The following is a 16,049-nucleotide window of genomic DNA, read 5'->3' as shown; positions in this document are numbered from 1 at the left end:
TACCCGCAGAAATCATTGAGGCTGCTCAACCAGAACTGCCAAGGATGGCAGTGGTTCCACACAGCAGCGATGTTTTGTGCACGCACAAAACTCGCCTTCAACTGTTGTACACGGATGTACAACAGTTGAAGATGGTTCAAATGGTCTCACAGCCCCAATTATTTTGCGGAATTTGATCTATTTGCCTGATGCGTTCACCCGTCTGCTGGAAAAATGTGCGAAATTTTATTTCCTTAAAATTTCGCACAAAAGGAAGGCAGGCGCCATGGATAATATGAAAGTATGATAACATCAAAAACAAGTAAATTTTTATGGATTGCGTTTTTCGTAACGCCGGCGCTGCTGATTGTCAGCGTGTTTATTTTGTTGCCGCTTTTTATGAGTCTGTTCAACAGCTTATTCAACTGGAACCAACTTCTCCGCGGCACATTTACCGGATTGGGTAATTTTAAAAAGTTGTTTTTTACCTTTCCGTATAACGAACGTTTTTTTAATGCATTAAAGCACAATGGCATCTGGTTTTGCTGCACAATGCTCATTCAAAATAGCCTCGGACTGCTTTTCGGGTATGTTTTAAGTAGAAAAATCGCAGGACACGGGGCCTTTAAGCGGATATTTTTTATACCGGTGCTTTTTTCAATTGTTGCGGTCGGATTTTTATGGGGTATGTATTTAAAGAGCGATGGGCTGGTCAATAGTTTTTTGAATCTCCTCGACCTCTCCTCCTTCCGGCGGGCGTGGCTCGGCGACGAAAACACCGCAACCTTTGCCATCATCGCAACCAATATTTGGCGCTGGGTGGGCTTCCCTTCACTTGTATTCCTTGCAGCCATCGACTCAATCGATCAGAGCTGTATCGAAGCCGCGTACATAGACGGCGTAAGCGAGATGGGCTTATTTTGGAAAATCATATTTCCGCTCATTATTCCGTCCGTAACGGTTATCACGGTATTAACCGTCATCGGCAGTTTAAATGTTTTTGAACAGATATACACCATGACCGACCTCGGCGGCGGACTGAACTATAGCACCGACACCATCGGCACGCTTTTTTACCGCACCGCCTTCGGTTCGGTGGATACGGGTAATCCCGAAATCGGCATTGGCAGTACCATCGCCGTTATCATCTATATTATGACCTTTTGTATTTCGCTCGTATCCGTCGCAATCGGAAAGGCAAAGGAGACACAAGTATGAACATGAATCTACGCATGAATACAGAATCCCCTGTAAAACGCCTTGCAATCGCCGGTATTTTAACACTGATGATTATCTATGTTATCTTGATCGCATATCCGCTTTTTAATATGGTTATGTCGTCATTAAAACCGACACGCGAAATTCTCCAGCACCCGTTCGCTCTGCCGACCAACCCGGATTTTTCGTCATATAAGCGGGTTTGGGTCGATATGGGATTCAGCACGTTTTTTATCAACAGCGTCATCGTAACCGCCTTCTCTATGGTTTTAGTGCTGCTGTTCGGCTCGATGGCATCATACGCTATTAGCCGATACGTGTTCAAAGGAAATACGCTGCTGTATATGGTCTTTTTAAGCGGTATCATGCTACCGCTCAAAGCTGCCATCATCCCGCTGTTTATGATTATCAGAAAACTCGGGCTTATGGATAACTTTTTGTCGGTTATTTTAATTTTTACCGCAATGGGGATTCCTTCAACCATATTTATTCTTTCGGGATTCTTTAAAGCTATTCCTGCAGATCTCGAATATGCGGCGCGGATAGACGGCTGCCATGACTTTACCATTTACAGTAAGATTATGATGCCGGTCATTGCACCCGGAATTGCGTTGGTAACCATTTACAACGCGGTGCCTATCTGGAACGACTTCTTTTTCCCGCTTGTCTTTTTGCACAGCAGGAATCTAAAAACCCTGCCGGTTGGTCTCAGCACCTTTTTCGGGCAGCACAGCACCAATTGGACGCTTTTGTTTACCGGATTAACCGTAGCCATCCTTCCGATGATGATTCTCTATTTATTTATGAGTAAGTATTTCATTAAGGGAATGACCGCCGGCGCGATAAAATAGAAGATTGTGGGGATGGCAAAAAAGTAACTAACTTTTGAGGCATCCTCATCCCCATCGCTTCTGCCCCGCGCTTTGCTTTTAAGGCAGTTATTCCGCAAATCGTATAAAAAATTTTTTTAAAGTGCCGATGATGATGATATGGAATCTACGAAAAATTTTTCTGAAGAGTTAGAACACCACATAGCCATACAACGGGAAGAATTTAATAGGCATTTACTTCCGCAGTTACAGCAGAATTATGCAGCACTCGGCAGTGTGGTAAAAATTCTCCGCAGCAATTTACTAAAAAAAGGCTTAGTTTATGACGATCCGTATAAATACGATAGCCGCATGACCGAAATAAAAGTCCCCAGTAACGAAGCTTTTGCTGATAGTGAACGAGCTGCCATCGTCGGTTCCCGATTAGCACAGTATCAAACGATGCTTGATTTTTTAACTAACTCCTATCAGTTTAACTGTTCGTTCTTAACACCACAGCGCATTGCATCCATGCTCGCATTGAATAAAACTTTTCAGTGGTCGGCACTTAATGAAAATTCGACACTTGCGAATACCCGTGCAATAGCCGAAATATGTAAATCGCTCCATTCCGTCTCCGATACGCTAACCGGCGGGCTATTGAGAGATTCCCTCGGGCACCTTGCAAAGCTTGATGCTGACATCAATAAAACACTCCGTCAGCTTGCCCGTCTACACCGGGAAGAATATAAACTAACGGTCAGAAAAAATATGCCGCCCGATTTAACGGTTACACAAGCGGATATCGCAAGCCCGATTAAATTATTAAAAAATCTTAAAAAAGCCCTCGCGACAAATGATGAAAAACTCCCTTTTTATCATGATCTTGTAATGGAAGTTATTAAAGAAGATTACGGCCCTGATTCGGCACATCTGCAACGGGAAGTATTGCGTCATTTGAATATAACGCAAAAAGAAGATGTAAAAATTAATAAACAGGAGAATATGCGGCCGGTGCTTATAACAGGGCTCCGCATCCTCGGTACTACCGGCAATCATTTCGATACCTGCCTCACCAAACTCATGGCTAATCAAGAAATAGTATATAAATCACGTATGACGATTTTTACCAAGTTCTTAGAAGCTCTGAGGCGTGCTTTCAATATGGAAGAAAAAAAACATGAAATCACCATACTGATTAAAGATCCTATTAGCAACTTACAAAAAAAAGAAATAATCGTACTGGAAGATTTTACTGATAATTTAGCAAAAACAATTCGTATTTTTAGAATCCTTTCATCGGGGACTTCCGACCTTCAGCAGCGTTTAACCGGTATGAGCAATGAACAATTGCTTGAAATGCTAAACAAATACATTGTTATATGCAATGGGTATTTAAAAACGCTCGGAGGCTTGGATGATTATTATAAATCTACCGATGTTATATTGCGATCAAAAATGAGGGGAATAAAAATAGAATTAACAACAATTCGAAATGCGGTGATAAAAGCAAATCAATGCAGAGCGGAATACAATGCGAGTGTTGAAGAATATTTGAATATGAAAGAACTTGGATTAATTCATGAATAAAAAAAATATATTACTGTTTCTTGTTTTATGTATAGTTCCCTTTGTTGCATGCGCAGAAAATGAACCCTATCCTCAAAACGAGTTTGTTGTTTCGGTCACTACCGGTATTCCGAACTTACACCCCCATGCCGCGTATAATGCAAATGAGGCGCAAATTCTTACCGGATTGTACGAAGGGTTGTGTACATACGATCCTTATACGTTGCAGCCGGTGGCAGGATTAGCAAAGGATTGGAAAATCAGTGCAGACGGTTTGACATGGACATTTACACTGCGGGATAACCTCACATTTGAAAATGGTGACCCTATTACCGCGCAAGTATTCTGTGATTCATTTATCAATTTGTTAAACCCAAAACTTGATTTACCGTATGCGTCACTTTTAGATTGCGTTAAAGGTGTAAAAGAATACCGGAGTGGAATGGCTACGGACACATCGCATATCGGCTTGTATGCGGAATCGGATACTTCGTTAAAAATTTCGCTCGTATATCCCGCCGAACAACTGGCTAATATACTTTGTCATCACGCATTTTCCGCAGTACATCCTTCACAGCTTAAAGCAATAACGAAATATGCAGGTAAATCTTCTTTTTGCAAATTCTGCCGCCGCTTTTAAACCGATCGCAAGCGGCCCTTTTAAAATAGAAAGTTTTACCGGCGACAAAATCCGCCTTGTAAAGAACTCTGTTTATTGGGATTCCGAATCGGTACGACTCCCCTGCAATCAGCATATTGTTAGATGAAGATACCGATAAAATGACAGAAGCTTTTAATCAAGGTTCTATTCATTGGCTTTGCGGATCCGTCAATTTAAATAAAGTAGCAGCGGCATATACCATCCACATTACACCGATGTTTGCAACTGAATTCTTCTATTTTAAAACAAACACAACGCCGTGCAATAATCAAACGTTCAGAGAAGCGCTGCTCGCTGCACTCCCCTATACCGAATTGCGCAAAGATTATTTAATTCCTGCTAAGACGTTGGTATTCCCCCTCACGGGATATCCAACCGTACCCGGTGTTGATAAACAGGATATAGCAAAAGCTGAAAAATTGTTAAAAAAAGTCCCGCAGTCGGAAACAACACAACCGGTAAAAATTCTCTTACCGGAAACAGCCTTCTACATCCAACAAGCGGCATTGCTGAAAACTGCATGGGAAAAAATAGGAATTTCAACCGAGATTACGACAACACCCTTTGAAGAATACTACGACCGATTAAAGACGGATAACTATCATTTGGCTGTCATTTCGTGGATTGGTGATTTTGCAGATCCGCTTGCGTTTTTAGAATTATTCCGCACCGATTCAACTTTAAATGATTCAGGCTGGCACAATATAGATTATGAAAATTTTATCAAGAAAGCATCGGCAGAACAAAATCGCAAAGCGAGATTTGACTATCTTGCAAAAGCGGAACAGCTGTTACTCGATTCATCGGTTCTTATTCCGCTTTCTCACGTTCCTGCAATCAACGTAATCGATTTAAGCGATATCAAAGGCTGGTATGTCAATGCGGTTAATATCCATCCGTTTAAATTTATCCGATTTGCCCAGCCCGATCCGTTGCCCGGAGTTGCGTTATATACCAAAGAGAACCGCTGAACGGAAATGTGCAGCGGCTCACATCAGGAACGAGCCGGCAAAACAGATTACGCTCGCAAGCAATGCATACACAACAAAATATTTAAACACCGCTGCAAGAATTTTGTTGTCGGAACCGGTAATGCCGATAGAACCTGCTCCAATTGCAATATTCTGCGGGCATATCATTTTACCGATTCCCCCACCCAGTGCATTGGCCGCGGTAATCCAATATGGATTCAAATTAAGCGAATGTGCAGTCTCCATCTGTAAATTTCCAAAAAGGACATTGGTAGAAGTACCCGATCCCGTTATAAAGGCTCCCAACACGCCGATTAACGGTGCAACAAACGGATATACCGGACTGGCTGCAACAACAGCCGAACGGGCAATATCGGAAATCATTCCGCTGTATATCATCACCTTGGCAGTTGCCAAAACACTACAAATCGTTACAAAGGTTCTCCAATATTTTTTTAGGGTAAAGCCCAATACGTCGGCCATTTCGAACAATGAAGCCTTTTGAATAAGCCCTCCGCAGATGGCCGCTATAAATATCACCACTCCCGGAGTATTTATCCAGCTAAATGTGAGCGGCTTGCCTCCTTCTCCCGTATAAATCATAAACGAATGTTTGAAATCCTTAATGGCGTTGTGCACCGGAGGACAGAGCTTGGAGGTAAGAATTAACAATACAAAGATGAGCATAAACGGCGCCCATGCTTTAAGGCCTTCGGAAAAGCCGATATGCGCTACCGGTGTTGTTATCTCTGCCGCAACAGTTTTTTACGGAATACTCCGATTCGATCTTTACGGTATCGGGAGCCTCATTACGTTTCCTTTTACCGAAGTTTGCCGCAAGGATTACACAGAGCATCGAACAAATTGAACCGACAATAGTTGGAAGTTCGGGGCCTAACAATTGCGCAAAAAAGGAGATAGGGCACAACGAACGACAGCGATGCGATCAACGTAATATGCCATACGCCTTTTAATGCCTTTATGCCGCCTCCGCAGATCACCACCGCGAGGAACGGTGAAAGAAACGTATGAACGGCCTGTATGAGCGCGGCATTTGCGGCAAGCTGCTGCAAGTCCAACCCTGTAATGGAAGCAAGTGTCGCTGTCGGCACTCCTGCCGAGCCGAACGCAGTCGGCGTCGTATTTGCAACAAGACAAGCCGTTACTGCGTTGATGGGATTAAGACCTATTCCGGCAAGAATCGATGCGGGAATAGCAACCGCAGTACCGAACCCTGCCATGCCTTCCATAAAATTACCGAAACCCCAGCCGATAATCAGCATCAGAATTCTTTTATCATCGGAAATACCGATCAACATCTCTTTGATTTTTTCCATAGCGCCGGTTTTTATCGTTAAATTGTATGTAAAAAGAGCGGCAACAATAATCAAACAGATTGGCCAGAGCGCATACGCTGCTCCTTCAAACATAGCGGACGAGATATGTAGAGGAGGCAATTTCCAATAAAATCCTGCTAAAATCGCCGTTATCAGCAACGCAATACCGCAGGCTTTACAACTGCTCATCTTGAGCTTGCTTAAAGAAATAACAAGCCAGACAATCGGCAGCATTGCAAGTATGAAATTAATCAGTATCATGTATTATTCATCCTTCAGGGTAAACACATCATCGGTTAATATGGTTGAGCAAATCTTGGTGCCGGTTAAAGAAGTTCTGTATTGCAGTCAGAATTATTGTACGGATTTTTTCTTTATTTTGATTAAACACATCCTTATCGCTGAATAGCTCATGCATAACGAGCATGCCGTGAAAAATTTTAAACAAAAAGTACTCTTGCTCTTGAATGATATTCATAATTTTTTGTTCTTGTTGGGACGGATAGTGTAACGTTTTTATAAACAGTTCAAAGGCTTGTTTTTCCAATTGGAAATATAGCGCTTCATAATCGCGGTCATACGGTATTTCCGCTAGAAACATCAAGTAGAGTTTTTTTTCGGGTACTTCATCAAAAAGCTTAGCCATACAAGCGTCTGTTATGACCTCGGCAACCGATTCGGTACCTGCCGATTCCTGCACAATCTTTTCGGTTCGTTCATACCGGAAATAGTTTCCGTTTTGCATAATATCGAAAAGGATTGCCTTTGTCGTTTTATAATATTGGTATACGCCGCCCTTGGAAAGCGTTGTGTTTTTCACAACATCTTCCATTGTCGTATAGCGAAATCCTTTCTCTAAAAATACCTTTTTTGCCGCTTCTTGTATCTCCGCCATGCGAGAAGATTTCGATTGCCGTTTAAACTTAGCCATAAGCTGTATAATATCAGACAGGCTTACAGCCCGCAAGACTGAAAGGAGTTAACGCGAGAAGTCAAAGTGCCTCTTCAACGCAGGCGGGCAAAGCTCACACGTCAACGCGCACTAAAGGCCGAGTTGATCGGCGATACCGCACATAGCGGTAAGCGCTAATTCTGCAAATTCCGGAAACGGTATCCCGATATTTTCTATTGACATCATTGCGCCTCTATCGGCACCGGCGGCAAATCCGGTTGCTTTCATTTTCTTGACGATGGATTTAACCTTAACGCTCGCAATTTTTTTATCGGGATAAACAAGCGTAACGGCGGTGATAAAGCCGGTAATCGGGTCGGCTGCAAAGAGCGCTTTTTCAAACAGTGTTTTCGGTACGGCGCCCGTATCGGGATTATGAGCGATAATAGCGTTGTACATTTCTTCACAGCCGAAATTGTGTTCCTTTAATAGCTCAACCGTAACGGGACCGTGCCGTTCCGGATGTTCCTGCCAATTTGAAACGTCCATATCCAAATCGTGGAGCAGCCCGCTAATTCCCCACAGTTCTTCATCCGCCGGATCAAGTCGCTTTGCAAGGGCGCGCATAACGGCTTCGACAGCGAACGAATGCGCCATAATATGCTCGGTCGTAATATATCGATTGAGTAAGCCTATTGCCGTATCTCTATCAATGTTCATAGCTTTCTCCTGATAAAATAATTTTGCATTCCCGCAAGCGGCTTCTCTAAGGCCTTACACTGCGGGAACACAAATATCCGGAATCTTACAGTGTTAAGAATGCTCCCGGACCGAGCGGTAAGCCGGTTACATACCAAATAATCATCAAACCGAGCCATGAAAGCAGGAACGCGATTGAATACGGCAACATTATCGATATCAATGTTCCAAGACCGGAATCCTCATCATACTTTTTCATAAAGACAACGATCATCGCAAAATAGCTCATCAACGGAGTGATGATATTGGTGCTGGAATCTCCGATACGGTATGCAACCTGCGTTAAAGCCGGTGAGAGGCCGAGGTTTACCATCATCGGTACGAAGATCGGAGCCATAATCGCCCACTTAGCAGAAGCGGAACCGATAAAGAGGTTCAAGAAAGCGGAAATAATAACGAATGCGATGATTAACGGTAAACCGGTAAAACCGATACTCTTTAAGAAGTTAGCGCCGTTTACGGAAATAATTGTTCCAAGGTTTGTCTTACCGAAGTAGCTGACAAACTGCGCTGCAAAGAATGCCAGTACGAGGTAGCCGGCCATTGAGCTCATTCCGTGCGTCATACCTTTTACAAGGTCTCCGGAACTTTTAATTTTTCCCAATGTTTTACCGTATACTAAACCGGGTACCAAGAAAAGGATTAGAATAACGGGGAGCAAACCGCCGTGCATAAAGTTACTCAGAGAACTTACACCTGTTTTGGGATTTACTTCGCTTAAAATGGCAAGGGACGGGAGGCCGGGTAAGCCGAACATGCCGATTGCAAGTATGACCACCATAATCAGAATGGAAATACCCGCACGCTTTAACCCTTTTGTTTCTTCTGCGGAAACGGGCATATTGTCCGGCTTATAGGTGCCGTGGTATTCGCCTAAGTTTTTCTCTACGATTTTTTCGGTTACCAAGGTTCCGATAATTGTCAACAAGAATGTTGAAACGACCATAAAGTACCAGTTACAGGTAGGATCAAGCGGGATGTCCATACCGGCATTGTGCAAGGCCTCAATAGTGATGCCGGTTAACAGCGGGTCGGTAGTCCCCAGCAAGAGGTTCGCAGAAAAACCACCCGAAACACCGGCAAAGGCAGCGGCAAGACCCGCCAGCGGATGCCTGCCCGCATTGGCAAACACAATGGCGCCGAGCGGAATAACTACAACGTAGCCTGCATCGGACGCAATGTTACTCATAATACCGGCAAAAACGACAACGGCTGTCAGCAACCGAGGGTTAATATTGGTGAGAAGCTTCTTCAATGAGGTATTAATGAGCCCCGTCCATTCGGCAACGCCGATACCGAGCATTGCGACCAATACCGTACCGAGCGGCGCAAAACCGGTAAAGTTTTTCGTTGCGCTGTTCAAAATATAGCGAAATCCCTCGACATTCAAAAGCGAGACAGCCTTTATCGTTACTTCCTGCCCCTTTTTTGCGTCAAAGTAGGTAACCGGCGCACCGACAGCCGCTACAATGGCTGAAATAATAACAACGATAATGCTGAGGATAAAGAAAAGCATCGCCGGATGAGGCAGCTTATTTCCGATCCTTTCAACGCCTTTAAGAAAGCCTGAGACTTCCTTGTTCTTTTTTGTACTCATAAGAACTCCTAGAAAATGGTTTTCGCATATCATGATGCGATAATATCTTCAATTATATACGATGATTTTCGTATTGGCAAATATAAATTTTAATCAACAGCCCCGACGCAAGCGTCGGGGTATTAAACCCTCCGCACGAATAATATCAATATCCTTTTATCATATAAGTCCGGCGTAATCAACGAAGTGTATTTGATGTACTTGCTCTGATTGCGCTGTTATATCCGGTTGACAATCCATTTCCATTCGTATATATTTCCACTATGAATAACTGACGGTATCGTCGGTTTCTATTTTAGGAGTGTTTATGACAGATAAACGAGAGGAGCTTGTATCGGGAAATATATTCAAGCTCATGTTACAGTTGGGCGTGCCGGGAATCATCGGTATGCTGGTAATCAGTTTGTACAGTTTCGTCGACGCAATGTTTGTCGGACGGTATGTAGGCGAAAAAGCGCTCGGTGCGATCAGCGTTGCGTATGCTTTTACGCTGGTGAATAACGGTATTGCGGTATTGGTCGGAATTGGTTCCGCATCGATTTTATCGCGGGCAGTCGGCAGAAAAGATCAAAAGACCGTCGATGCGGTGATGGGGAACGTATTGGTGTTGTCGGTACTGATGTCCTCAGTAGTGATGATAGTAGGATACATTTTTGCGCCGCAGCTTCTCACCCTTATCGGGGCGGAAGGGGAAATGCACACAATGGGTGTACAATATTTACGGATTGTGTACCTTGGCTCCATATTTGTAAACTTCGGACAGGCTTCAAATATGGTACTGCGCGGAGAAGGAAGAATTGCACTTGCGATGATTATCATGGGATCCGGTGCCGTGCTGAATATTGTGCTTGACGCGCTGTTCATTATCGTGTTCAAACAAGGAATCGCCGGCGCTGCCGTTGCCACGGTTATTTCGCAGGCGGTTTTTGCATTGGCCAGCTTTTTTTACTTTTTGTGCTTCAGCAAAAATGTTCGCTTTAAAACCCTTAAACCGGATAAATCGATTGTCGGAGAAACAATTGCAATCGGTATGTCTGCGATGATTATGCAGGTTCTTTCTCTGGTACAGCAAACGGTCATGTATTCGACATTGAAAAAATACGGTGGAGAAGATCAGGTCGTTCTAATGGGCGCATTCTTCCGCTATTTGATGTTGAGTTTTATTCCGCTGTGGGGATTAAGCCAAGGGTTCCAGCCTTTTGTCGGTACGAACTTCGGCGCGGGGCTTTTTGATCGGGTAAAAAAAGGCACCGGCTTGTTCTATGGCTTCGGCCTTTTGCTCGCCGTCATTGCATGGGGTATCTTTTTGCTGAGTCCCGAAAAGGTACTTGGGCTGTTTATCGATAACCCCGTGCTCGTTGCACAAGGAAAAACCAATGCCGTTATTGCCATGATAATCTTCCCTGCGCTTGCGATTATGATATTGAATATGACGCTCTTTCAGGCCATCGGCAAGCCGAAACCCGCCGGTATTTTAGCGATCTCACGGCAGCTGGTGCTCTTTGTGCCTGCCGTACTCATACTGCCGCATTTTTTCGGAGCGCGGGGCGTATGGCTCGCAATGCCGCTCGTTGACGGAATTGTCGTAGTGCTTTCAGTTATTATTATGATAAAGATATTCGCAACCGACTTGGTAAAAAAATAACACTTTGCTGAAAGCAGGAAGATAAATCAACATACCACGGACATCCTCGCCACAGAATGTACGTCCTGTACATTCTGTGGCTACGAGTTTAGCCTTACGTCTAAACTCGTTACTGATTTACTCTCCCGCCATCCTCGCCTAAGAATGTGCGTCCTTGCACATTCTTGGGCTACGAGTTTTTCTGACGAAAAACTCGCTACTGGTTATCACCCCGGACATCCCTGTCCGTTCTGATACGTCGAGGATTTATTTGTGCGCAGTAACGAAGTAGATGTGCCTCTCCAGCGCGTTTGGAAATAGCCTGTTGAGAAGCGTACCTCCTTGTACGCTTCTCAACGACGAGATTTGTGCATAACACAAATCTCGCTACTGCTTATCACCACCGACATCCTTGTCCGTTCTGAAATTGCTAGGAGCGCACAAAAAACACCCGCAGGCACGCCACAGAATGTACGTCCTGTACATTCTGTGGCTACGAGTTTAGCCTTACGTCTAAACTCGTTACTGATTTACTCCCCCGCCATCCTCGCCCAAGAATGTGCGTCCTTGCACATTCTTGGGCTACGAGTTTTTCTGACGAAAAACTCGCTACTGGTTATCACCCCGGACATCCCTGTCCGTTCTGATACGTCGAGGATTTATTTGTGCGCAGTAACGAAGTAGATGTGCCCCTCCAGCGCGTTTGCAAATAGCGGAGGTAGATACAAGGAGGTAGGCAAAAAAGTACCGCAGGCGTATCTTCGATACGTTGAGGACACTTTTTTGCCGTGCGACGCAGTAGATGCCCCGCTATTTGCAAACGATCAATTGATTTTTTCCAAGTAGGCCTTCGTAAACACCACATCCGGTATGTCGGAGGTATCAAAATCGGAGAGTATTTGTGTGGTCTTTTCACCCTTATTGATTTCGTTAATATAGATGGATTGAGCAGGCCAGTTGAAATTACCGATTTTGACGTATTTAGGCAGGAGCGTGGTGCGCATCAGCCGTCCGCTTGAGCCGTAGCTTTCGATTTTTAAGATAAGCGGATCAGTTTTACGCACGTAATATTTTTCCTGCGCATACCGCGCGTCAGAAAGAAGAGTCTTGAGCGTAACTGCATATACATCAAACTTACCGAGTTTTGATGCTGCTATATCGGTAATTTCGTAAGTCTTTCTAAATTCAGACCGTTTATTAACATCTGAAACACTTGCATCGGAATCCCCGATAGCGCGCTTAAGCGAAGAGTGGGTAAATTGATGCGAGGTAGGATCATATACCCAGAGGTTATTCTTTTCCTGCATATACCCCGTTCCCTTATCCGCCTCAGGCGCAAGCTGCACAAGCGTGGTTTGATCTTTTGTATCACGCCGGAATAGTTTATACTGCTGCGCAGATTTCGGTTCGTTCGGCTTTTCGATAATGAGCGAAAGCGTGCAGGTTATATCTTTATCAAAGTTACCTGCTTCGTACTGCTTTTCCAAAATACCGTACATCTCTTCCGTGCTCGGTATTTGTGCCGAAAGCGAGAGCGGCAGCGCACATAAGATAGCCGCAAAAAACACTGCGGCATGTTTTTTCGTCATCGTTTTATAATCCATTATATTCTCCTCTTATATATTCTCCTCTTAGTAAAACGCTCGAGGCATTTTCTTACTTTACTCACGAGACCCCTTCATGGGGTATATTCCCTTTACTTGCTCGATCGCAAGGCTTCCGCAGGGATCATGTTGGCTGCACGGATTGCGGGGCCGAGCGCTGCAAGGATTGCTAAGAAAGCCGTTAGCAGGAATTTTAAACAGATAACGGTCGGCGACAGTATCCACAAGAAATGTCCGTTTGTGGTGAGCATACTGAGTACCGAGTCAATCGATATGGGGATAAGGCTGATAATCAGCATAACGAGCAGCGCAAGCACAAAGCCCGCTGCGGCACCGATAACCGAAAGAAAGCCTGCCTCCGCAAGAAATAAAAGGCTCACCTTTCCCCTGCTGACACCGCAAGAACGCATCGTACCGATTTCGCCCTTCCGCTCATGCACAACCATCCTGAACGTATTGGAAATACCGATCATCGTAACGAGCAGCAATACCAACAGCACACCGAGACTGACCCACTGTATCGTCTGTGAAAGCGTTACCATCTGCGGCGCAAAATCGTAGAAGGTCATAACGGCGTATTTTGTTCCGTCCCACTTTCCTTCATTCAACTGCCGCAGCAATTCCTGCCCGGGAGAGGTTGGGTTAAACTGCGCCGCCAGTTCACGGCTGGTAACGGGACCGTATTCGGCAAGGCGCTTTTCAAAAATGGACGCAACAGCATCTTGCTGGTTTTCATCTCTCAAGAAAATACCGAACTGAGCAACACACCCTTCGGGAATTTCGGCAATTTTATTGAGATAATCGAAGTTCGCATAAAACTGTATTTGATCAAATTGACTTTGATCTTGATAAATGCCTGCTATTTGAAATTCCGCAACCGTTGCCTGTCCGCTTAACGTAGTCATTTCATAAAGGATAACATCATTCAAAGCGACATTCAGCGCTTCGGCGGTTTTTTGAGGGATAAAAAGAGCGTTTTCTATGTTTACGTTCTCCCATCCGCCTTCTTTAAACGCAAAACTATTGCGTAAGGCTTCTTCCTCATCGAATTTGCAGCCTGCAATTTGAGCAGTCAACTGATTCCCTGCAAAAATCAGCGTGCCGTAACGCTGTGCACGCACGGTTGTATACAATGCATCAATTTTTTCTTCTTTGATGATTCTATGCACAAGCTCAACACTTTCGGGAGGAAGGTATTCATTCGCCTTATCATCTTCTGTCTTGTCCGCTGCCTTTTCTGCCCCGGTTACATAGACATGCCCGCCGATAATCTTTGCAATCTGATATTCCAAACTCTTACGCGCACCTGCCGATAGTCCGTCGATCAATGTTACAATAAGAAACGCAAATACAATCGCAATAACCAACAGCATACTGCGCCGTTTTTGCCTATTTAAATTCCGAAATGCAATCTTTAATATATTCATAATCTTTCCTTAAAATGCCTTCATTACCAATGCCTTATTTGTTGATGGCTTCCAATGGGCTGATCTTTAATGCAAGTCCAACCGGATACCAATTTGCAATTACTCCGGCGGCAAGCATAGCGGCAAGTGTACTCAATACTGCGACCGGCGAGATAGCTGTCTGGATTTTATAACCGCCGAACATAACCGCCATCGTTTCATTCGGAAGTCTGATTCCCAACGCATTAAAGATAAGCCCTGCGATAATCGCAAGAGCAATCCCGCACAGAGCCCCAACGCACGAAAGTAAAAACGACTCCGTATAAAAGAGCCGCCTGACAAAGGAACGCTTTGCTCCGATGGCACGCATCGTACCGATTTCTGCCGTCCGCTCCATCACAGAAACGACAAGCGTATTCATAATGACGATGAGCACCACAACGGCAAGCAATACCAGCACCGCAATCATCAGCGTCCGTGTCATCTTAATCGCAGCAGCATACTGCACCACTGCTTTATCCCACGGAAGCGCTTGTGCTATAAGACCTTCTTCTGCAAACCATTTATTCAAATCTGCAATCACCCGGGATGTTTTTGAAGGATCCTTCAGCTTAACCGTTACAAAGTGCCATGCATCGGTGTCCGCCATATTGAGCTGATTGCGCAGCTCCGTACTGCCTAAAATATTTTCCAACTCTTCCGCAGTCGCTTTTTTTTCAGTGATGCTTTCCGCCTCTTCGGTAACACCGACTGCATCATCGGAGAACAAGTCGTCTTCGCTTTTCTCTGCAAGGCTTAAATCGATTGACTTAGGAATTTCCGTAACGGTACGAGCACCCATCGTTACACCGGCAAGCATACGCGCACTGTTGATATCCGTATACAGTACCGCCTGAATTGCCGTATCGGGATGTGCAAAGGTAAAAAAACCGCTCACTCTTATTTTGCGCAGCTTTGCTTTTTCTCCAAAGCTCATCACCACAACTTCATCTCCAACATGCAATTCCCGTTCATAATATTTCTCGTACTTTTCTTTTACCTTTTGCGGCAGCAGGATAAATTCCGCACCGTCGGAATCGGGAAATTCACCTTCATACACTTTGATTGTCTCGAATGTTTTTTTGTAAGAAGAAGGCTCAATACCGAGTGTCGTGGCATACGGCATATACGAAAAGTTTTCACCCTTAGGCTCCCACGTGTCGGAAAGGTCAGCCGGACGCAGCATACCATACCCGACAACCATTCCCCGCGTAAACACAGAAGCTTCCGGCATGTCATGTAACTTTGCCTCAATTTTTTCTATCTTTGATAGATACGGCATCGAAGGCAATTTCCCCGTATTGACATTTTTATATGCACCGGCAATTGTTACATTCACGTCTTTATCGGAGGGTTTTCCGGTAATAAAAATATCGCCGCAAAAATCGCTCTCGCATACATTCTTTGTTTGCTTTTCGGCGAAATTCAGCACCCCGAGTCCCAACACCACCAAAAAGCTGCCAAGCCCGATCAAAATCATAATAATCAGCGTCTTTGTCTTATGCGAAAAAAGATTTTTCAACGCCAACTTAAAAATCGTTTTATTCATTATATCCTCTTCAATTTAATTCATAATCATGTAAA

Annotated in this window: 14 protein-coding genes; 6 read left to right on the top strand and 8 right to left on the bottom strand. The window is 44.4% G+C overall.

Translation table 11 applies throughout. The annotated features are described in order from the left end of the window. Nucleotides 1-282: 282 nt before the first annotated feature. The 5 genes from GWP43_RS09095 (at nt 283) to GWP43_RS14920 (ending at nt 5,207) form a co-directional block, all read left to right on the top strand. Nucleotides 283-1,197 carry a carbohydrate ABC transporter permease gene (locus GWP43_RS09095; protein ID WP_162663887.1) on the top strand — a complete coding sequence of 305 codons (915 nt, stop codon included), beginning with the start codon at nt 283-285 and terminating at the stop codon, nt 1,195-1,197. Continuing rightward, on the top strand, nt 1,194-2,048 hold the full coding sequence (locus tag GWP43_RS09090; protein WP_162663886.1) for a carbohydrate ABC transporter permease: 855 nt from the start codon (nt 1,194-1,196) through the stop codon (nt 2,046-2,048). Before GWP43_RS09095 ends, GWP43_RS09090 begins: the two co-directional genes overlap by 4 nt. A gap of 138 nt (nt 2,049-2,186) precedes the next feature. Beyond that, the gene (locus GWP43_RS09085) at nt 2,187-3,596 is read left to right on the top strand and encodes a TP0584 family protein (protein WP_162663885.1); all 1,410 of its coding nucleotides are present in this window, start codon (nt 2,187-2,189) and stop codon (nt 3,594-3,596) included. Then, the gene (locus GWP43_RS14925) at nt 3,589-4,215 is read left to right on the top strand and encodes a peptide ABC transporter substrate-binding protein (RefSeq protein WP_230977643.1); all 627 of its coding nucleotides are present in this window, start codon (nt 3,589-3,591) and stop codon (nt 4,213-4,215) included. The genes GWP43_RS09085 and GWP43_RS14925 overlap by 8 nt, the downstream gene beginning before the upstream one ends. Nucleotides 4,216-4,355: 140 nt before the next feature. Beyond that, nucleotides 4,356-5,207, top strand: coding sequence for an ABC transporter substrate-binding protein (locus GWP43_RS14920; protein ID WP_230977642.1), 852 nt, complete (start codon nt 4,356-4,358; stop codon nt 5,205-5,207). An 18-nt stretch (nt 5,208-5,225) separates the two neighbouring features. Here GWP43_RS14920 and GWP43_RS14915 read toward each other — a convergent pair whose 3' ends face one another. From GWP43_RS14915 to GWP43_RS09060, 5 genes are all read right to left on the bottom strand, one after another. Continuing rightward, nucleotides 5,226-5,894: an L-lactate permease gene (locus GWP43_RS14915; RefSeq protein WP_230977641.1), complete on the bottom strand. Its 669-nt coding sequence runs from the start codon at nt 5,892-5,894 to the stop codon at nt 5,226-5,228. A 134-nt stretch (nt 5,895-6,028) separates the two neighbouring features. Continuing rightward, nucleotides 6,029-6,805: an L-lactate permease gene (locus tag GWP43_RS14910; protein WP_230977640.1), complete on the bottom strand. Its 777-nt coding sequence runs from the start codon at nt 6,803-6,805 to the stop codon at nt 6,029-6,031. A 28-nt stretch (nt 6,806-6,833) separates the two neighbouring features. Further along, nucleotides 6,834-7,475: a TetR/AcrR family transcriptional regulator gene (locus GWP43_RS09070; protein ID WP_230977639.1), complete on the bottom strand. Its 642-nt coding sequence runs from the start codon at nt 7,473-7,475 to the stop codon at nt 6,834-6,836. Nucleotides 7,476-7,586: 111 nt separating this feature from the next. After that, a complete protein-coding gene (locus GWP43_RS09065) occupies nt 7,587-8,156 on the bottom strand; it encodes an HD domain-containing protein (protein ID WP_162663884.1) in 570 nt (189 codons plus the stop codon). An 85-nt stretch (nt 8,157-8,241) separates the two neighbouring features. Further along, complete coding sequence (locus tag GWP43_RS09060; protein WP_162663883.1) at nt 8,242-9,792, bottom strand: AbgT family transporter; 1,551 nt, start codon at nt 9,790-9,792, stop codon at nt 8,242-8,244. Between the two features lie 307 nt (nt 9,793-10,099). On the opposite strand from GWP43_RS09060, the gene GWP43_RS09055 reads away from it, so the two are divergent. After that, nucleotides 10,100-11,437 (top strand): MATE family efflux transporter, encoded by a 1,338-nt coding sequence (locus tag GWP43_RS09055; RefSeq protein ID WP_162663882.1) that lies wholly within the window; start codon nt 10,100-10,102, stop codon nt 11,435-11,437. 803 nt (nt 11,438-12,240) lie between these two features. On the opposite strand, the gene GWP43_RS09050 is transcribed toward GWP43_RS09055, so the two are convergent. The 3 genes from GWP43_RS09050 to GWP43_RS09040 all read right to left on the bottom strand — a co-directional run bounded on the left by GWP43_RS09050 (nt 12,241) and on the right by GWP43_RS09040 (nt 16,014). Next, a complete protein-coding gene (locus GWP43_RS09050) occupies nt 12,241-13,020 on the bottom strand; it encodes an outer membrane lipoprotein-sorting protein (RefSeq protein WP_162663881.1) in 780 nt (259 codons plus the stop codon). A 92-nt stretch (nt 13,021-13,112) separates the two neighbouring features. Next, entirely contained in the window at nt 13,113-14,447 is a 1,335-nt protein-coding gene (locus GWP43_RS09045; RefSeq protein ID WP_162663880.1) for an ABC transporter permease, read from the bottom strand. A 34-nt stretch (nt 14,448-14,481) separates the two neighbouring features. Continuing rightward, the gene (locus GWP43_RS09040) at nt 14,482-16,014 is read right to left on the bottom strand and encodes an ABC transporter permease (RefSeq protein ID WP_162663879.1); all 1,533 of its coding nucleotides are present in this window, start codon (nt 16,012-16,014) and stop codon (nt 14,482-14,484) included. Nucleotides 16,015-16,049: the final 35 nt, after the last annotated feature.

The organism is Treponema vincentii, from assembly GCF_010365865.1.
GTDB lineage: Bacteria > Spirochaetota > Spirochaetia > Treponematales > Treponemataceae > Treponema.
This window is presented reverse-complemented; position numbering and strand designations above follow the sequence as displayed.